Here is a 17,933-nt window from a genome sequence, read left to right as displayed (position 1 = left end):
CTCAGGCAGCAAGCGCCCGCAGTTGGTGCAGCGTGCCATCGCTGTAGACGAAACGGCCCTTGCGGAATGTGGCGCGGATGCGGTGCACGTCACCAGCCTCGACAACCACGAGATCCGCCTGCTGGCCGACGGCAATCTCGCCACGATCCAGCAGACCGGCCGAACGTGCCGCATTGCGCGTCGCCATCGCGACGGCATAGGGCAGGCTCGTGCGATCGGCGATCTTGAAGATGCCAGGCACGAAGGCGGCGGGATGGTAATCGGCGGCGATAACCGTCAGCAGGCCGGCGGCTGCGGCGTCGAGTGCGCTGAGATTGCCGGACATAGATTGTCCGCGCAGGGCATTCGGAGCACCCATCAGCGTCCATAGACCACGACGACGCGCCTCTTCAGCCGCGCGAAGCGTCACCGGAAATTCGCTGATCGTGACGCCGAGATCGTGCATCTGCGCGACCTTCTCGGCGCTGTCGTCATCGTGGGAGGCGAGCGACAGCTTGTGTCTCAAGGCAAGATCGACGACTTGCTTCAGCTTGATCTCGATGTCCGGATTGCTGCGCATCTCGATGCGCTTCGTGACCATCTCGGCGGCCATCGCCTCGGAAATGGCGCGGCGTTCGGCAATGCTCAGGATGTAGCTTTCGATGTTGTTGTACTGCCCCTGCCCCGGCGTGTGGTCGGTCAGCGAAACCATGTCGACATGACTGGCATTAAGCAACTTCTCCAGCGTCGGCGCGGCGCCGGGATTGGTGATCTCGTAGCGCGCATGAACACGGTGATCGATCAGCAGGTTGTCTTTGAGCCGATTGATGCCCTCGATGACGGCCGAGGTGGTCTCGAGCGAGCGGACATGCCCATAAACGCTCTCTGTCGCGAAGGAGACCGCCGCAAAGGCCGTCGTGACGCCTGCTGCAGCAAGCTTCTTGTCCAGTTCATGAATGCTGAAATCGATCGGCATCGGCGCATTCGGGCGCGGCGCAATCTCACGCTCCACCATGTCGCCGTGAAGATCGACAAAGCCCGGCATCAACAGACGTCCGCCACCATCGATAGCGGCGTTGGCGACCAGCTCCGGCCGAACTTCGGCAATCACACCGTCCTCGACGCGCACCGAGCCGTGGCTGACGATCTCATCTGGAAGGACAAGAGTAAAGTTGCTGAGCCACATGGGTCGTCTCCGGGAGGGTAACTATGACAGGCGGAGCGCATAGCGCTGATTCATGACATCGGTGTGAACGCAAAGACAAGTTGGTCATGTGGTTGACCAACTTCACACCTAGGACTAACCTCGCGACGTCTAAGGGACCAGAAAATGCCGATCAAAGTTAAAGTTGCAGAGGCGAAAACGCGCCTGTCAGAACTCCTAACCCAAGTCGAGGCCGGCCAGGAGATTGAGATTTCGCGCGGCAATGTTCCTGTTGCCCGGCTGAGCAAGATCGATGACCGCAATGAGCGCGCCCAGGCTATCCGCCTACTTCGTATCGAGCGCGCCGAGCGCGCCAAGGCGAGCGCGGCGGAAATTCAGCGATGGCGCCTCGAAGGGCGGGGCTGATGCCATTTGTCGTAGACGCGTCCATCGCTTCTGCATGGCTGCTACCGGACGAGGAAAATGTCGAGGCGGAAGCGGCGCTGTCTCTCCTGGAGATTGATGACGCCGTTGTGCCGGGCCTCTTTTGGCATGAAATGCGCAATATTCTATTGGTAGCAGAGCGCAAACGCCGGATCGGCAGCGAGGACATTCTGGTCTGTCTTGTGCGCCTGGAAAGTTTGCCCCTGCGAACAATGTTCGACGATGATCACCAAACAATCATTAGGCTCGCGAGAAAGCATCAATTGTCAGGCTATGATGCAGCCTATCTTGCTCTTGCTTTGAAACAGGCTGTACCGCTCGCAACAATCGACGCGAAGCTAAAGCTTGCTGCCGCCGCGGAACATTTGCAGCCGATTTCGCTTTAGCGCAACAACTCGCGATTCAGTATCGCCCACTGCAGCAGTATGATCGTCTTTGCGTCGACGATCTCGCCCTGCTCGACCATCGCCATCGCCTTGCCGAGCGGCACTTCCAGAACTTCGATATCCTCATGCTCCTCGGCAAGCCCACCGCCGTTCGATACCCGATCGGTCGTATCGATCGATGCGGCGAAAAAATGCAGCAGTTCCATGCTCGAGCCCGGCGCGCTGTAAGCTTTGAAGAGGAAGCGCACGTCGCGGACCCGGAAGCCGGTCTCTTCCATGGCTTCCCGGCGAATCGCAGTCTCCGGCTCGTCGCCATCGAGCAGCCCCGCCGGCGTCTCGATGATCCACGCCGGCTCATCGTGAAGGTAGACCGGCAGCCGGAACTGCCGGACCAGGACGACGGTGTCCCGCTTGGGATCGTAGAGCAGGATCGTCGCTGCCGGCGTGCGATGGTAGACCTCGCGCTTCAGCCGATGTGTCTCGCCGTCGGAATCCGTGTAGTCGATCTGGTAGCCGCTGAGGCGTGTCCAACCGTTCGACAGCGTCTTTTCGTCGGCGATCTCGACTTTTGCCTTTTGGAACTTCGTCATGCGGCATCCCTGCGGAGCCAGACCTTGTTGTCGTGAACCGCCGCACCGCCATATGGCGCGACAGGATCGGCTCCAGTCAGCACGTTGATGCCTTCGCCGTCGACATGCGCCTTATTCGGCCAGAGGCCTTCGGCGATCAGTACCCCCGGCTTAACCTCGTCGGTGATGCGCACGTGGATGCGCAGGTCGCCGCGGCTGTTACCGATCCGCACAAGGTCGCCATGCTCGATGGCGCCCGCGGCAGCATCAGCCGGATTCATCATCAGCTCCGGTCGTCCTTCCTTCTGGCGCGAAGTCTTTGTCTCGGAGAAGCTCGAATTCAGGAAGTTGCGCGCCGGCGACGTCGCCAGGCGGAACGGATGCTCGGCATCCGCCACTTCGATGACGTCCACCTGATCCGGGAATGGCGGCAGTTGCTCGTACGGGCCGAGAGCACCAACGGCAGCCGGGGGCTTGTTCGGTGCGGGACCGTTGACCCAGTCGGGTCGGAAATGGAACTTACCATCCGGATGTGCGAATCCGTTGAGGAAGTGCGCGTCCTCGAAAGCTGGCTGGCGGTCGAACCATTTGTGCTCGAGGAAATGATCGTAGCCTGGCAGGTTGCTGGCTTCGAGAACCCGATCGACCATTTCGCGTGCGGTGAAACCAAAGCCCGGGCGGTCGCCGACGCCGAGACGCTTTGCCAACTCCTCGATCACGAACAGGTTCGTTCGCACGCTCGGCGGCGGCTCGACCAACTTGGGACCGAGGAGGATGTGGTTCTGGCCGCCGGCGCGATAGATGTCGTCATGCTCGACGAACATCGTCGCCGGGATGACGATATCGGCCATCTCGGCCGTTTCCGTCATGAACTGCTCGTGCACAGCGACGAAGAGATCGTCGCGGGCAAAGCCGGTCTTCACCAGCCGCTGCTCGGGGGCGATGTTCACAGGATTGGTGTTCTGGATCAGCATGGCTGTCACGGGTCCGCGATGGCGCAGCGCCACCGCATCGCCCGTCAGCGCACGGCCGATCTGCGACTGGTCGATCATGCGGATATCGGCATCCTTCATCGACTTGCCAGTCAACTCCGCATTGTTCATGCGGAAGATATCGCTGTTCGAATGGAAGGCCCCGCCGCCCTCATATTGCCAGGAGCCCAGGACGGTGGCGATGGAGGCGGCTGCGTGCATAGCGACCGCACCGTTGCGCTGGCGGGTAAAGCCGTAGCCAAGACGGAAATAGGTCTTCTTCGTCGTGCCTAAAAGCCGTGCGAAGGCCTCGATCTCATCGACGGACAGACCAGTGATGGCGGCAGCCCATTCCGGCGTCTTGGTTTTCAGATGCGTTTCCAGGCCGCTTGGATCGTCGGCATATTTGGCCATGTAGTCGCGATCTGCGTAGCCGTCGCGGAAGGCGACATGCATTGCCGCACAGGCAAGTGCCGCGTCCGTGCCCGGCTTGAGGATCAGCGCCATGTCGGCCTGCTTCATCGTCGGATTGTCATAGATATCGATGGCAACGATCTTGGCACCGCGCTCCTTGCGGGACTTGATGGCGTGGGTCATCACGTTGACCTGCGTGGACACTGCGTTTGTGCCCCAGATCACGACGCAATCGGTGCGGCCCATCTCGCGGGGATCAGGTCCGCGCAGTGTCCCAGCCGCCATGGTGAAGCCGGTCCAGGCCGGATTGGTGCAGATCGACGAGAAGAAACCGGAGTAGCGCTTGGCGTGACGCAGGCGATCGATCGAGTCGCGCTGCACCCAGCCCATCGTGCCGGCGTAGTAATAGGGCCAGATCGCCTCGCTGCCGTCCCTGGCTTCGGCTTTGACGAACGCTTCGGCGATTTCGTCCAGCGCATCGTCCCAGGAGATCTGCTGCCACTGCCCTGCCCCCTTGGCGCCCGTTCGGCGCAGTGGGTGCATCAGCCGGTCGGGGTGATAGAGCCGCTCGGCATAGCGTGCAACCTTCGCGCAGATGACGCCTGAGGTGTAGCTATGGTCATTTGCGCCGCGCACACGACCGATGCGACCGTCCTCGCTGATTTCCACCTCCAGCGCGCAGGTGGAGGGACAGTCGTGCGGACAGGCGGTGTGACCGAGCCTTACGGTCGACTTGGCGGATTTGGTGTGAATGGGGGTCGCAATATTCATAGGTTTTCTATATTCGAACCGGCAACCGGCCAAAAGCCACAAATGACGCCGATCAGGCGAATTCATCACGGGCATCAGCGAAAATGAACTACCGCCACATCTACCACGCGGGCAATTTTGCCGATGTGCTCAAACACGCCGTTCTGGCGCGGCTGATCCGCTACCTTCAGAAAAAGGACGCGGCCTTTCGCGTGCTCGATACCCATGCGGGTATCGGGCTTTACGATTTGTCCTCCGAGGAAGCCCAAAAGACCGGCGAATGGCGCGATGGCATCGGCAAGCTCCTGGAGGCGGACCTCGCTCCGCAGGTCGCGGAGCTGCTGGAGCCTTACCTTTCCGCCGTCCGCAAGTTGAACCCGGAGGACGGCATCCGCTTCTATCCTGGCTCTCCGAAGCTTTCGCGCATGCTGTTTCGCCCGCAGGACAGGCTTTCCGCCATGGAACTGCATCCCGAGGATTTCGCGCGGCTGCATCGGCTCTTTGAGGGCGATCATCATGCGCGCATCACCGAGCTTGACGGCTGGCTGTCGCTCGGCGCGCATCTGCCGCCGAAGGAAAAGCGCGGCATCGTTCTCGTCGATCCGCCTTTCGAGGAGGATGGCGAATACGAACGGCTGGTGGATGGTTTGGCGAAGGCCTACCGCCGTTTCCCCGGCGGCACCTATTGCCTTTGGTATCCGCTGAAGAAGGGCGCGCCGATCAAGGAATTCCATGAGGCACTACAGGCCCTCGATATTTCGAAGATGCTTTGTGCCGAACTCAGCGTGCGCAGCGATCGCGGCATCACAGGGCTGACCGGCTCCGGACTGATCGTCGTCAATCCGCCGTTTACACTGAAGGACGAACTGCACGTGTTGCTTCCTGCGCTCAAGGAGCACCTCGCACAGGACCGATACGCCTCGCATCGCGCGTTCTGGCTACGCGGCGAAAACAAGGCGGCAAAGGACGGTTGACCGACTCTTGCCGGCGCGAAATAGTCGCGCAGAAACATCACCATATGGAAAAGCGACCATGAAGATCCTTTGCGCACCGACGTCTCCTTATTCCAGCAAGGTACGCATGGCCGCGCGCTACCTGGAACTCGATGCCATTGAAATTCGGGTGGATACCAACACCGGTCCGGCAATCCTGGTCGATAACAATCCGCTCGGCAAAATCCCGACGCTGCTGACCGACGACGGGCTGTCGATCTTCGACAGCGTCGCCATCATGCACTATTTCGACCGGCTGAAAGGCAAGAAGCTCTACCCCTCCAAGAACGGCAAACGGACGGAGGCGGAAATCCTCGAGGCGCTATGCGACGGCATTTGCGATTGCCTCCTGGCAATCGTCTACGAGCGACGCTTCCGTGACGAAGAAAAGGTGCACCAACCCTGGATCGACCGCCAGTGGAAGAAGGCAGTCAGCGGCCTGAACCATCTCAGCGTGCACCTGCCGAACATCGGCAGGCGGCTACACGGCGGCCACTTCGCGCTCGCAGCGACGCTCGGTTACCTCGACCTGCGCTTCAAGGGACAGTGGGAAACCGACCATTCAGAACTCATCGGCTGGCGCCGCGAATTCGAAAAGAAATTTGCCGCCTACAACGAGTTGAAGCCTCAGACCTGAGGCGGGGCTCTGTCGACCTTCACGAAATCCACGAAGGCGCGCAGCGCCGTCGGCAACTGCCGGCGGCTCGGATAATAGAGGAAGAAGCCCGGATAGAAGGGGCACCAGTCTTCCAGCACGCGTATCAGCCTGCCATCGGCCACCGCCCTTTGGACCTGCTCCTCGAAAAGATATCCGAGACCGCAACCGTGCAGCACGGCATCTAGGATGATGTCCTGATCGCCTAACGTCAGAGGGCCTGCAACCTCGATCTCCAGTTCGATCCCGCCGCGGTCGAACTCCCATCGATAGAACGCGCCTCCGGCAAAGCGGTAGCGTATGCATTCGTGATCGCGCAGGTCATGCGGCGTCACCGGCTTGCCCCTGTTCGCGAAATAGCTTGGCGCAGCAACCACCGCGAAACGATGGCGCGGACCGATCGGCACGGCGATCATATCGGCGGCGACGCTTTCACCAAACCGTACACCGGCGTCGAAGCCCGATGACACCATGTCGACGAGCGCGTCGTCGATGACGATCTCGACCTCGACGGAGGGATAGGCCCTCAGGAAGCGGGAAACGATGGGCAACAGAACAAGCTTGGTGGAAGCTCGCGCCGCATTGATACGCAGCTTGCCATACGGTTGGCCGCGAAAGCTGTTGAGGTCTTCAAGTGCCGCGTCGATGTCGAGGAATGCCGGGCGGATGCGGTCGAACAGCCGCTCGCCGGCCTCGGTCAAGGCCACCCCGCGGGTCGTCCGGTTGACCAGGCGAACCTCCAGCCGCTCTTCGATCGCCCTTAATGCATGGCTGAGGGCGGAGGCTGTGACGCCCAGTTCGACGGATGCCTTCCGGAAGCTTCGGTGATTTGCGATCGCGAGGAAGATCGCCAGATCGGTGGAACGCACACGCTTCATTGATGAATTTTTCTCAGTAAGTCATGAAACACAGCGTAAATTCTCTCACCTATGCCAATACGCTACCTTCACTCCGTAAGCAAATCGCAGCGCAACGGACAAAGGAGATGGTCATGCGTGTTTGGTTCATCACAGGGGCATCGCGTGGTTTCGGCGCCCTCATCGCCCAAGAGGCCCTCGATGCCGGCGACGCCGTCGTCGCGACGGCGCGCAACCCGAGGGGCCTTGAGGAGAAGTTCAGCAATCATCGCAATCTGCTCGCCGTATCATTGGATGTGACCGATGAAGCCTCTGCGCACAAGGCAGCGGAAGCGGCCGTCAAGCGCTTCGGCCGGATCGACGTGCTGCTCAACAATGCCGGCTTCGGCCTACTTGGTGCCGTGGAAGAAGCGACCACGCAAGAGATCGAGAAGCTCTACGCCACGAACGTGTTTGGCCTCTTGAAGGTTACCCGCGCGGTACTGCCGCACATGCGTGGCCAGCGCTCCGGGCACGTGCTCAACATCTCGTCCATCGGCGGCTACGAGTCCCATGCCGGCTGGGGGGTCTATTGCTCGACCAAGTTCGCAGTCGAGGGCCTGTCTGAGGCGCTGGCTGCCGAAGTGGCCCCGCTGGGCATCAAGGTGACGATCGTCGAGCCCGGCTTCTTCCGCACCGACTTCCTGGACGAGAGCTCTCTCGCCGTCAGCCCGAGTTCGATCGCTGATTACCGGGAAACGCCTGTCGGCGCGATGCGCGAATTCGCTGCCGGCCATAACCACCAGCAGCCCGGCGACCCTGCTCGCCTTGCGAAGGCAATGGTCACACTGGCGCATTCGCAAAACCCGCCGCTGCGCATGCCGTTCGGCAGCGATACCGTGGCGGTGATCGAAGCGAAGAACGAACATGTCGCGAAGGAACTCGCCGCATGGCGTGAGCTTGCAGTTTCGACTGACTTCCCAAAGCAGGACGCTTGAGGGTTCATCTGACAAGCAAAAAAGCCGGGCTCGAGCCCGGCTTTTCGTATTCGATGTTCGGCTTAGAACTTGACGCCGATACCGACCTTGACGCTGTGTTCGTCGTAACCGCGCGAAATGTTCGCGCCGCCGACGTTGAAGTCGCTGTCAGCGTAGTTGGTGTAACGATACTCGACACGCGCCGTGATGTTGTTGGTCACGAAGGTTTCAGCACCCGCGCCAACGGTGTAACCGAGCGACGTGTCAGTGTCAGAGCCGGCGGCGTTGCTGAACTTGTTCTTGGTGGCAGCAAGACCCGCTGTACCATACAGCAGGAACGGGTTCAGATCGTAGCCGATACGGCCTCGAATCGAGCCGTTGACTTCGTTCTTGCCCTCGCCGCCGCCAGCAGCGCCGTCAGCACCGGAATAGCCGATGTCGGCTTCGGCACCGTAAACGATCTGGCCAGCCTGCCAGTTGTAACCGGAATAGATCTGACCGCCGAGAGCACGAGCGTTATACTTGTCGCCGAAGCCGCCGAGGTTGTAGGTGCCGGCGCCACCGAGGTAGAAGCCCTGCCAGTTGCCTGCCGGCGTTACCGGTTCATTCTGTGCAACCGGAGCTTCCGGAATCTGGTCAACTGCATCAGCTGCATAAGCGGCGGAAAACCCGCCAAGGGCAACGGTCGAAACCAACAGGCTAGCAATAAATGTACGCATACTCGTCTCCTTTCAGACCCGCGTCCTTCGTCAACTGTCTTACAGCGAAGCATTCGCGGGCTATTACAAATGTCCCTTGCGGTTCGGAAGGGAAATTGATGCCCAATTGAGGATTTGAAAGAGCCAAATTGTGATTTGATTATGGCGCCTGAATGGCTGAAATTCGATGTTGCTTTGCCGCAACAGAATATTTGTTAACCATAATGAATGGTTAAATCATGAATACTTATTTTATGAAATCCTATTCTTAAATAATACATACAATAATTCTCACCGCATCGCAATCAAAACGCCTATTTATCTGCCCTTCGCTGCAGCCTATATAAGCAGCGAACAGAGTTTTGCGGCGAAAAGGCATGATTTTGAACGAGAAAAGACTTCGGACGGCACTCGTGACCGGGGCGGCCAAAAGAATAGGCAGGGCGATAGTCGAGGATCTGGCCGCGAATGGCTTTTCGATCGCGATCCACGCCAGTCGTTCGATTGAGGCGGCCGAGAATTTCGCGGCGGAACTGCGGCGAAGCGGTCTACGGGCGGTCGGCGTGCAAGCTGACCTCGAGAAAATTGACGAGACAAGCGATCTGATAAGGAAGGTCTCAGAGACGCTTGGACCGATCGATCTGCTCGTCAATAACGCCTCCGTTTTCCACGAAGATTCCGTCCGCCATATCGATGCCAAGGCCTGGGATGAGCATTTCGCCGTCCATGTCCGAGCGCCCTCGATTCTGTCGGCGAAATTTGCGGCGCAACTTCCCGAAGAGACGGATGGGCTGGTCGTCAACATCATCGACCAGCGCGTCTGGGCGCTACGACCGAGCTTCTATTCCTATACATTATCAAAATCGGCCTTGTGGACGGCGACACAGACCATGGCGCAGGCGCTCGCGCCGCGCATCCGCGTCAACGCCATCGGCCCCGGTCCCTCGATGCCGAGCGAGCGGCAGTCGCAAGAGGACTTCCAAGCGCAGGTTTCAGCGCTTATCCTCAAGCGAGGGCCGAAGCTGGAGGAATTCGGCAAAACGATTCGCTTCCTCTACGAAACGCCCTCGATCACCGGTCAAATGATTGCCCTCGACGGCGGCCAGCATCTTGCCTGGCAGACGCCCGATGTGGCGGAGATTATGGAATGAATTCAAGAAAGCTGCCCGACGGCGGCGTTCTTTACGACGAAACGGACGAAAGCGACGACGATATCGACGTGGAGAGTGAGGCCTCCGCTGCGCCGATTTCGGCTGCGATCGATTGGAATGAAGGCGGGGTCAACGAAACCGGCCTCGTCGGTGCCGAACTGATTGCCGAATTCGTCAAACGGCTGCCGAACAGCCCGGGCGTCTACCGCATGTTCAACGAGGCCGGCGACGTTCTCTACGTCGGCAAGGCCCGCAGTCTCAAGAAGCGCGTCAGCAACTACGCGCTCGGCCGCGTACACTCGAACCGCATCGCCCAGATGGTGCGACTGACGGCGAACATGGAGTTCGTGACGACGCGCACCGAGACCGAAGCGCTGCTCTTGGAAGCGAATCTGATCAAACGTTTGCGGCCACGCTTTAATGTGCTGCTGCGCGACGACAAGTCGTTTCCCTACATCCTGATCACGGGTGATCATCGCGCCCCGGCGATCTTCAAACACCGTGGCGCCCGCGCCCGCAAGGGCGACTATTTCGGTCCCTTTGCGTCAGCCGGCGCCGTCGGACGTACGATCAACTCGCTGCAGCGCGCCTTCCTCATTCGGACCTGTACCGACAGCGTCTTCGAAACACGCACCCGCCCCTGTCTTCTCTATCAGATCAAGCGATGTTCCGGCCCGTGCACGCGAGAGGTCAGCGACGAGGGATACGCCGAGCTCGTTCAGGAGGCCAAGGATTTCCTTTCCGGCAAGAGCCAGAAGGTCAAGGAACATATGGCGGAGGCGATGAACCTCGCGGCGGAAGATCTCGACTTCGAACGCGCCGCCGTCTACCGCGACCGTTTGGCCTCGCTCTCGCATGTTTCCAGCCACCAGGGCATCAATCCGGCGGGCGTAGAAGAGGCCGATGTCTTCGCGATCCATCATGAAGGCGGCATCTCCTGCATCCAGGTGTTCTTCTTCCGCACCGGACAGAACTGGGGTAACCGCGCATATTTCCCGAAGGCCGACCCGCAGCTGTCGGCTGCCGAGGTGCTGAACGCCTTCCTGGCCCAGTTCTACGACGACAAGCCGGTGCCGAAACAGATCCTGCTTTCGGAGACGATAGAAGAGATCGAACTGCTTGCGGCCGCACTCGGCGAAAAAGCCGGACACAAGGTGTCCATCCTCGTGCCACAGCGCGGAGAGAAGCGTGATCTGGTCGAGCACGTGATCGCCAACGCACGCGAGGCGCACGGCCGGAAGCTCGCTGAAACGGCCTCGCAGTCACGCCTACTCGAGGGTTTCAAGGAGACGTTCCGGCTTCCCTATGTGCCCCAGCGCGTCGAGATCTACGACAACTCCCACATCATGGGCACCAATGCCGTCGGCGGCATGGTCGTGGCGGGGCCGGAAGGCTTCGTGAAGAACCAGTACCGAAAGTTCAACATCAAATCGACCGACATCACGCCGGGCGACGACTTCGGCATGATGCGCGAGGTGATGACGCGCCGCTTTTCCCGGCTGCTCAAGGAAGAGGGAATTCCTGACCGCAGCCAGCCGGCATCGCCGGCGGATGCAGCCGATATGCCCTTCCCCGCTTGGCCTGATGTGATCCTGATCGACGGCGGACAGGGACAGATGACGGCCGTGCGCGCCATCCTCGAGGAATTGGGGATTACCGACAGCGTGATCGCCATCGGCGTGGCCAAGGGCGTCGACCGAGACGCCGGGCGCGAGCGTTTCTTCCCGCCGGGACGCGAGAGCTTCACCTTGCCGCCACGCGACCCCGTCCTCTATTTCATTCAGCGCATGCGCGACGAAGCGCACCGCTTCGCCATCGGCTCGCATCGCGCCCGGCGCAAGAAGGAGATGGTCAAGAATCCGCTCGACGAGATCGGCGGGATCGGGCCGTCGCGCAAGCGCGCCCTGCTGCAGCATTTCGGAACCGCCAAGGCTGTCTCCCGCGCCGCCCTTTCCGACCTGATGGCCGTCGAGGGTATTTCGGAGACCGTCGCCAAGCAGGTTTACAACCATTTTCACGACGACGCCGCGAAATAGGTGGAGACGGTCGCAAATTCTACGCAAAGGCAGCGAAAAAACAGAAAGAATGTTGACGCTTTGCGGTCAAAGCCGTCATCTACGGGCACATCACTTCAGAGATATGTTTCATGGCATCGCGCGCATATAATATACCGAACCTGCTGACCTACGGCCGCATTCTGGCAGTGCCGCTGATCGTGCTGTGCTTCTTCCTCGAAGGAAAGCTGGCGATCAGCAATACGGCGCGATGGGTGGCGCTTTGGATCTTCGTCATCGCGTCGATCACCGACTTTCTCGACGGCTATCTCGCCCGCATCTGGAATCAGACGTCGAACATCGGCCGGATGCTTGACCCGATCGCCGACAAGCTGCTGGTCGCGTCCATTCTGCTGCTGGTCGCCGCGGACCAGACGATCGCCGGCTGGTCCATCTGGGCGGCGATCACCATTCTTTGCCGAGAGATCCTGGTTTCCGGACTGCGCGAATACCTGGCGGCCCTCAAGGTCAGCGTGCCCGTGACCCGGATTGCCAAGTGGAAGACGACGGTGCAACTCGTCGCGATCGCATTTCTGCTGGCCGGCCCCGCTGGCGACGAAATATTCCCCTATACGACGAAGACCGGCATCGGCCTTCTCTGGATCGCGGCGATTCTGACGATCTACACTGGCTACGACTATTTCCGCGCCGGCCTGAAACACATCGTGGATGACGAAGAATGACAAAGCTCGTCTATTTCGCCTGGGTGCGCGAACGGATCGGCAAGGCCGAAGAAGACATCGCCCTGCCCGCTTCCGTCGTCAGCGTTGCCGATCTTCTGAATCATCTGAAGACGATGGGCGAAGAATATGAGACCGCGCTTCAGTTTCCCGACGTCATTCGCGTTGCGATCGACCAGGAGCATGTCGAGCACGACGAGCCGATCGGCAATGCCAGGGAGATCGGCATTTTCCCGCCGATGACCGGAGGCTGACGTGAGCTGCAAGGTCGAGCCCCATATCCGCGTCCAGCGCGAGGACTTTGACCTGCAGGTGGAAGTCGATCGGCTTAATACGGGCACCGGCGGCGTTGGCGCGATTGTCACCTTCTCAGGCTTGTGCCGCGACGAAGGCGGTAGGCTTGCAGCACTTGAACTCGAACACTACCCGGGCATGGCCGAAGCGGAAATGAGCCGGATCGCAAACCTTGCCATCGAACGCTTCGGGCTCCTCGGCCTGACAGCCATCCACCGCTACGGCAAGATCGCCGCGCGCGGGAATATCGTGCTTGTCGTCGCCGCGGCGCCGCACAGGCAGGCTGCATTCGACGGCGCGAATTTCGTGATGGACTATCTGAAGACAGCCGCTCCTTTCTGGAAGAAGGAGCACGGCAAGGATGGCTCCACGGGCGAATGGGTTGCGGCCAACGACGCGGATGACGCTGCACGCGACAAGTGGAAATAGTCAGGGTATGGCCCGCTCCCTCCTGCTGAGAACGAGAAGAAGCACAAGCAGCGAGAAGACCACGAAGTCGCGCCAGAGATAGGGGCCGTAGGCGCTCCACATCGTCTCCGCGACACCGAGACCGGCGGCGCCGGCGGCCGACTTCAACGGGTCCGAATATCCGCCGACAGCTGCGACCATCAAAACCTTGAGGCCGAACATCAGGCCGGCGCCGAAATCCATCGTGCCATAGTAGAAGGTGGCGAGGATGCCACATGCCGTGGCGATCAAGCCCGCCGACGCGTAGGCGATGAGGAACACGCGATCAGCGCTGGTGCCGCAGAGTTCTGCTGCCAGGGGATCGTCGGTAACCGCGCGCCACAGACGCCCCCAGGACGTGCCCCTCATGATGACAACGCCGAGGGCGATCATGGCACACATCAATCCGGTATTGATGAGTTGGATCTCCGTGAGCGTCACCTTGAACGCCCCGTCGCTCCAAAACACGACGGCGCTGTTCAGGAAAGGCGAAAGCCACAGGCTTTTCGTGTCGGATGCAAGCCTGGCCGTTTCCATGAGGACGATGGTGATGCCGAGTGCCGCCACGATCACAGTATTCGACGACTGGCGCACCAGCGGCAGCATGATGGAGCGCCCGATCCAGATTGCCGCGATCATCGAATAGACAACCGAGAACAGAGCCCCCAGCGCCAGCGCGGCCGGCAGGATCAGCCAGAGCTTGTTGTAGCCTAGATCGGTGAAGAGCAGCAAAATCTGACCCGAGAAGGCGAAGATCGCCCCATAGGTGATATCGGCGCGCTTGGTGACCCCAAAGGCGATGGCGTAGCCGAACGCAAGCGTAGCGTAGAGTGCGGCCACAGGGACCGCGTTCGCCAATTGCTGCAGCAGATAGGCCATAAAGAACTCCCAATTGCAGAAATCATAACTAGCAAAACGTATTTTACCAGTTATATTTTGATCATGAGCTTCTCCTGGACCCCACACCGCTTTTCCGGAGGCGCATTGGCACTGGATGTCGCCAACAGCGTCGTCCTGAGGCATGACGAGACGCGACGGATCGACCGCTTCGAAGCACCCGCCCAACTGGAAACCTTTCCGCAGGCTGCAGCGGAGTTCTGCGCGGAGCGGGCGATCTTCGGTGACATGGTTGGTCCGGCCCCAGATAACAAAAGGAACTTCCTGGAGTTGCGCGAAGCGACGGACAGGTATTTCCGGGCTCGCGTTTCAGGCGATAATGACGATCAGCTGCTCGCTGACCTTCTGGGGGCGCTGGCCCGCACGCTGCATGGTGCCAATGGAGCAAACGGACTCGACGTAGCAACCGCGCATTCCGTGTTACGGCTCATCGCGATGCCTGACCCCGAACGTATGAAGGTCTGCCGCAATTGCGGCTGGCTCTTCATCGACCGCAGCAAGAACAGAAGTCGCGCCTGGTGCGACATGGCGGTGTGCGGCAATCGCGCCAAGGCGAACCGGCATTATCGCCGGAGGAAAGAGGAGGAAGCGCCATGAAAGCGCTATCGATGGCCTTGCTGCTTGCAAGCGCAGTGCTGACCGGATGCCAGCGAGAGACCGACAAGTTTGTCGAGGTCAGCGGACGCGTCTTCGTTTTCAACTACCGGATCGCGATCGCGACCTATGTCGTGACGCTCAACAAGAAGGCCCCTATACCGGAAGGCACTGTCGCCATCGCGGAATTCGAGAACCCTGCGGGCGGCGACGTGTTAGTGACGAATGAAAAGATCTACCCGTTCTGGGACAAGATCACGCTTCAAAGCCCTGCAATTCATTGCGTCAAGAAGGACAAGCCTTACGCCGTGAGCGTTCGTCTTGTCGATGCCAAGGGAGAGACATTGCAAAGCCTGAAGACCGAGGTGATTTCGAGCCTTGACCAGTCTGTCATGCCCGGCAAGCCGCTGGTCGTTGGTCCGCTCTATACGAAGAATCCCGAGGTCTTCAAACCGGACGGCACTGTGGACTACGATTCCGCCGCGACCTGCCCTTCAACGTAAAAAGCCGGAGCAGAGCCCCGGCTTTCAGAGTCAATTCAACACCTTCAGCGGATTCGCTGAGAGCCTGTCTCAGCCGACGATTTCGGTGTCGGAGAACCAGTACTTGATTTCCTGAGCAGCGGTTTCCGGGGCGTCCGAGCCGTGAACCGAGTTTTCGCCGATCGACAGGGCGTGGGTCTTGCGGATCGTGCCTTCGTCAGCGTTGGCCGGGTTGGTCGCACCCATGACTTCGCGGTTCTTGAGGATCGCGTTTTCGCCTTCCAGAACCTGGACGATGGTCGGGCCGGAGGTCATGGTTTCAACGAGTTCACCGAAGAACGGGCGATCCTTGTGAACGGCGTAGAAGCCTTCGGCTTCGCGCTTGCTCATCCAGACGCGCTTGGAAGCGATGACGCGCAGGCCGGCGTCTTCGAGAATCTTGGTGATAGCGCCCGTCAGGTTGCGCTTCGTTGCGTCCGGCTTGATCATCGAGAAAGTGCGTTCAATCGCCATTGGTCAAAATCCTTTATTCCGTGGGAAAAGTGGGCGGTGTTTACCCGCCTGATAGCCCGAAAACAAGTGGGCATCAGCAATTTCACGCCGCTGTCACGAAACGATTGCCTGTCGCCGCAGAGCAGATGCGCGCAGGTCCGCTGTCCAGACGACGACCTTCCCACCGGACGGAATCGCATTCGTCTCGATCAAGTTCAGCTGTTTTTTCGCGACAGTAAATGCGCAATGGATACTATGCATTAACTGCATTTCACCGTTTTGCGCCGCGACTTCAACTACAAGCGCCAGAATTTAAGCTATCTTAAGCGCCATAGTTGCATAGAGAACCAACCGCCCGCCATACCGTCGGAACGAGGGGATCGTCATGCGAACTGCGCCGAACTTACAGGTACAACGCGAAGCCGCACCCCGTCCGGCTGCCCCGACGGATATCCAGCGGATCGCGCAGCATATGGCTAGGCTCACGATCGCCGGCCTGCCTCGCAACTATGAGCTTTTGCACGAGGCGATCATCGGCCAGAACGCCGGCCTAGCGCAGGATATCGCGGCGCTCGGCCCGAGCCCGCGGCAAGCTTCTCTCGACGAGCTGGGCTTAAAGTACCGACTTGTCAGCCATTGCGGTCTCGCGAGCGAAGTCTCTCATGGCGAAGCGAGCAAGATGCTGCGGGAGGCAGCGGAGCGACTTTCGGAAAGCCTTCGCCAAAAGCAGGCATTCGTACGCGCTGCAGAAACAGCATTGCAATCCATCGCAGGCAATCTGGACCAGAGCCTCGGCTCGTTCATGAGCGAGATGGAGTATCTATCGACCTCTCTCTCCACCGTGTTGGCTTCGGAAAAGGATGTCGAGGCCCGGCTGAGGAGCGACGTCGAGCGCCTGGAAACAATTGAGCTTGGCCTTGCAGCCGCTCATTCCGCGTCGGCCACCGACAAACTCACCGGGATTCCCAACCGCATCGCGCTCAACAAGGCAATCGCAGATCTCTATGATCGCGAGGAAGGCGCCTCCGGCAATGCCCTGATCATGGTCGACGTCGACGACTTCAAGGCACTCAGTACCCGCTACGGCACGCAGGTCGGCACCCGGTTGCTGAAGAAACTTGCGGATCTCTTTCGCAAGTCGATCAAGAAAAACGATCTTGTTGCGCGGACTGATGGCGATGAATTCGCATTTCTGTTTGCCAATGTCGGCATGCAGGAGGCCCTGGCGATTGCCGACCGGCTGCGCGCCTCCGTGGAAGATCACCTGGCTTTTGCGACCTCTGACAACACCGCGCCCGCCAAGCTCACGATTTCGCTCGGGATTGCATTGAGCGCTGACGCCGCGACGGCATCGCAGCTGCAGGCGAATGCGCGCGTCGCACTGCACGCGGCCCAATCAAACCGGCGCCAGCCCGTGCAAGCCTTCGGGCGCTAAGCGCCAGGCTCAGGCTTTCATCCGCCGCAAGGACGGCGCCTTTCATTCTCCCGCGGCCAGTCGAAGCGCTGGCTGCCTCCCAACGATCGCAAAGCGACCGAGGATATCCTCAAGGCGCTCCGCTTCCGTCGTGAGCCCGCGGGCCGCGGAAGTCGAGCCCCCCACCATTGCGGCATTCTTCTATGTGATCGCATCAATCGCGCCGATTGCTGAGCCAATCTCGCCGAGAGCCGCTGACTGTTCGCGTGCGCCCTCGACTACGGGTGACAGTGCCTATCCGATCGATGAACCGGAGAATGGTTGCCAACGCCACGATGGCGAGACTACATGGGACAACCGCCGTTGCCGGCAGGGCCTGATAACGACGACGAAGGGACCGGCTGGAAAGAGCAAGGTGACGGCTGAACATGGCTGATGAAGGTAAAACGCGACCACCACGAGATTATCGGCGCTGCGGGACATAAATGCCTATCCTTCAATCCGCGCCGGCATCGCACGAGCTTACCGCCGAAGCAATCATGGCGCGTAATTAACTTCAGCACACGCCAATTAGTAGAAGGTTGCGGAAGCGATGTAACTTTCCGTCATATCG

The 17,933-nt window shown here is 59.9% G+C and carries 20 protein-coding genes; 13 read left to right on the top strand and 7 right to left on the bottom strand.

The window, feature by feature from the left end:
• Position 1: 1 nt before the first annotated feature.
• The gene (locus tag ACSQ9D_RS04770; protein WP_436281359.1) at positions 2 to 1,165 is read right to left on the bottom strand and encodes an alpha-D-ribose 1-methylphosphonate 5-triphosphate diphosphatase; all 1,164 of its coding nucleotides are present in this window, start codon (positions 1,163 to 1,165) and stop codon (positions 2 to 4) included.
• 144 nt (positions 1,166 to 1,309) lie between these two features.
• Between ACSQ9D_RS04770 and ACSQ9D_RS04765 the strand changes: the two genes are divergently transcribed.
• Together ACSQ9D_RS04765 and ACSQ9D_RS04760 are read left to right on the top strand one after the other, a co-directional pair.
• Positions 1,310 to 1,549: a type II toxin-antitoxin system Phd/YefM family antitoxin gene (locus tag ACSQ9D_RS04765; RefSeq protein ID WP_436281358.1), complete on the top strand. Its 240-nt coding sequence runs from the start codon at positions 1,310 to 1,312 to the stop codon at positions 1,547 to 1,549.
• Positions 1,549 to 1,953 carry a type II toxin-antitoxin system VapC family toxin gene (locus ACSQ9D_RS04760; RefSeq protein WP_436281357.1) on the top strand — a complete coding sequence of 135 codons (405 nt, stop codon included), beginning with the start codon at positions 1,549 to 1,551 and terminating at the stop codon, positions 1,951 to 1,953. Before ACSQ9D_RS04765 ends, ACSQ9D_RS04760 begins: the two co-directional genes overlap by 1 nt.
• Here ACSQ9D_RS04760 and ACSQ9D_RS04755 read toward each other — a convergent pair.
• Both ACSQ9D_RS04755 and ACSQ9D_RS04750 read right to left on the bottom strand, forming a co-directional pair.
• The gene (locus ACSQ9D_RS04755; RefSeq protein WP_436281356.1) at positions 1,950 to 2,543 is read right to left on the bottom strand and encodes an NUDIX domain-containing protein; all 594 of its coding nucleotides are present in this window, start codon (positions 2,541 to 2,543) and stop codon (positions 1,950 to 1,952) included. The two genes, ACSQ9D_RS04760 and ACSQ9D_RS04755, sit on opposite strands and share 4 nt — an antisense overlap.
• The gene (locus ACSQ9D_RS04750; protein WP_436281355.1) at positions 2,540 to 4,678 is read right to left on the bottom strand and encodes a molybdopterin-containing oxidoreductase family protein; all 2,139 of its coding nucleotides are present in this window, start codon (positions 4,676 to 4,678) and stop codon (positions 2,540 to 2,542) included. The genes ACSQ9D_RS04755 and ACSQ9D_RS04750 overlap by 4 nt, the downstream gene beginning before the upstream one ends.
• A gap of 83 nt (positions 4,679 to 4,761) precedes the next feature.
• On the opposite strand from ACSQ9D_RS04750, the gene ACSQ9D_RS04745 reads away from it, so the two are divergent.
• Both ACSQ9D_RS04745 and ACSQ9D_RS04740 read left to right on the top strand, forming a co-directional pair.
• The gene (locus ACSQ9D_RS04745; RefSeq protein WP_436281354.1) at positions 4,762 to 5,631 is read left to right on the top strand and encodes a 23S rRNA (adenine(2030)-N(6))-methyltransferase RlmJ; all 870 of its coding nucleotides are present in this window, start codon (positions 4,762 to 4,764) and stop codon (positions 5,629 to 5,631) included.
• Positions 5,632 to 5,689: 58 nt separating this feature from the next.
• Positions 5,690 to 6,286, top strand: coding sequence for a glutathione S-transferase (locus ACSQ9D_RS04740; protein WP_037116978.1), 597 nt, complete (start codon positions 5,690 to 5,692; stop codon positions 6,284 to 6,286).
• Here ACSQ9D_RS04740 and ACSQ9D_RS04735 read toward each other — a convergent pair.
• Positions 6,277 to 7,182 carry a LysR family transcriptional regulator gene (locus ACSQ9D_RS04735; protein WP_436281353.1) on the bottom strand — a complete coding sequence of 302 codons (906 nt, stop codon included), beginning with the start codon at positions 7,180 to 7,182 and terminating at the stop codon, positions 6,277 to 6,279. The two genes, ACSQ9D_RS04740 and ACSQ9D_RS04735, sit on opposite strands and share 10 nt — an antisense overlap.
• Before the next feature lie 113 nt (positions 7,183 to 7,295).
• On the opposite strand from ACSQ9D_RS04735, the gene ACSQ9D_RS04730 reads away from it, so the two are divergent.
• Positions 7,296 to 8,138 carry an oxidoreductase gene (locus ACSQ9D_RS04730; RefSeq protein WP_436281352.1) on the top strand — a complete coding sequence of 281 codons (843 nt, stop codon included), beginning with the start codon at positions 7,296 to 7,298 and terminating at the stop codon, positions 8,136 to 8,138.
• Between the two features lie 62 nt (positions 8,139 to 8,200).
• On the opposite strand, the gene ACSQ9D_RS04725 is transcribed toward ACSQ9D_RS04730, so the two are convergent.
• The gene (locus ACSQ9D_RS04725; protein WP_024316500.1) at positions 8,201 to 8,836 is read right to left on the bottom strand and encodes an outer membrane protein; all 636 of its coding nucleotides are present in this window, start codon (positions 8,834 to 8,836) and stop codon (positions 8,201 to 8,203) included.
• Between the two features lie 362 nt (positions 8,837 to 9,198).
• Here ACSQ9D_RS04725 and ACSQ9D_RS04720 point away from each other — a divergent pair, with 362 nt between their 5' ends.
• The 5 genes from ACSQ9D_RS04720 (at position 9,199) to ACSQ9D_RS04700 (ending at position 13,423) form a co-directional block, all read left to right on the top strand.
• Positions 9,199 to 9,966, top strand: coding sequence for an SDR family oxidoreductase (locus tag ACSQ9D_RS04720; RefSeq protein WP_436283765.1), 768 nt, complete (start codon positions 9,199 to 9,201; stop codon positions 9,964 to 9,966).
• Positions 9,963 to 12,002, top strand: coding sequence for an excinuclease ABC subunit UvrC (gene uvrC / locus ACSQ9D_RS04715; RefSeq protein ID WP_436281351.1), 2,040 nt, complete (start codon positions 9,963 to 9,965; stop codon positions 12,000 to 12,002). Before ACSQ9D_RS04720 ends, uvrC begins: the two co-directional genes overlap by 4 nt.
• A 110-nt stretch (positions 12,003 to 12,112) precedes the next feature.
• A complete protein-coding gene (gene pgsA, locus ACSQ9D_RS04710; protein WP_007800987.1) occupies positions 12,113 to 12,703 on the top strand; it encodes a CDP-diacylglycerol--glycerol-3-phosphate 3-phosphatidyltransferase in 591 nt (196 codons plus the stop codon).
• Positions 12,700 to 12,954, top strand: coding sequence for a molybdopterin converting factor subunit 1 (gene moaD / locus ACSQ9D_RS04705; protein WP_037116984.1), 255 nt, complete (start codon positions 12,700 to 12,702; stop codon positions 12,952 to 12,954). Before pgsA ends, moaD begins: the two co-directional genes overlap by 4 nt.
• Before the next feature lies 1 nt (position 12,955).
• Positions 12,956 to 13,423 (top strand): molybdenum cofactor biosynthesis protein MoaE, encoded by a 468-nt coding sequence (locus ACSQ9D_RS04700; protein ID WP_436281350.1) that lies wholly within the window; start codon positions 12,956 to 12,958, stop codon positions 13,421 to 13,423.
• On the opposite strand, the gene ACSQ9D_RS04695 is transcribed toward ACSQ9D_RS04700, so the two are convergent.
• Positions 13,424 to 14,320, bottom strand: a complete 897-nt coding sequence (locus ACSQ9D_RS04695) for a branched-chain amino acid ABC transporter permease (protein ID WP_436281349.1) — start codon at positions 14,318 to 14,320, stop codon at positions 13,424 to 13,426. It lies immediately after the preceding gene.
• A 63-nt stretch (positions 14,321 to 14,383) separates the two neighbouring features.
• On the opposite strand from ACSQ9D_RS04695, the gene ACSQ9D_RS04690 reads away from it, so the two are divergent.
• Both ACSQ9D_RS04690 and ACSQ9D_RS04685 read left to right on the top strand, forming a co-directional pair.
• Positions 14,384 to 14,935 (top strand): CGNR zinc finger domain-containing protein, encoded by a 552-nt coding sequence (locus ACSQ9D_RS04690; protein WP_436281348.1) that lies wholly within the window; start codon positions 14,384 to 14,386, stop codon positions 14,933 to 14,935.
• On the top strand, positions 14,932 to 15,435 hold the full coding sequence (locus ACSQ9D_RS04685; protein ID WP_436281347.1) for a hypothetical protein: 504 nt from the start codon (positions 14,932 to 14,934) through the stop codon (positions 15,433 to 15,435). The genes ACSQ9D_RS04690 and ACSQ9D_RS04685 overlap by 4 nt, the downstream gene beginning before the upstream one ends.
• A 69-nt stretch (positions 15,436 to 15,504) precedes the next feature.
• Here ACSQ9D_RS04685 and ndk read toward each other — a convergent pair whose 3' ends face one another.
• Positions 15,505 to 15,927, bottom strand: a complete 423-nt coding sequence (ndk, locus tag ACSQ9D_RS04680) for a nucleoside-diphosphate kinase (RefSeq protein ID WP_436281346.1) — start codon at positions 15,925 to 15,927, stop codon at positions 15,505 to 15,507.
• A gap of 364 nt (positions 15,928 to 16,291) precedes the next feature.
• Here ndk and ACSQ9D_RS04675 point away from each other — a divergent pair, with 364 nt between their 5' ends.
• Positions 16,292 to 17,341, top strand: a complete 1,050-nt coding sequence (locus tag ACSQ9D_RS04675; RefSeq protein WP_436281345.1) for a diguanylate cyclase domain-containing protein — start codon at positions 16,292 to 16,294, stop codon at positions 17,339 to 17,341.
• The last annotated feature ends 592 nt before the right edge of the window (positions 17,342 to 17,933 follow it).

The organism is Rhizobium sp. LjRoot258, assembly GCF_964254185.1.
Classification (GTDB): Bacteria; Pseudomonadota; Alphaproteobacteria; order Rhizobiales; family Rhizobiaceae; genus Rhizobium.
Note: the sequence above shows the minus strand (reverse complement) of the source record. Positions and strands in the feature narration are given on the sequence as shown.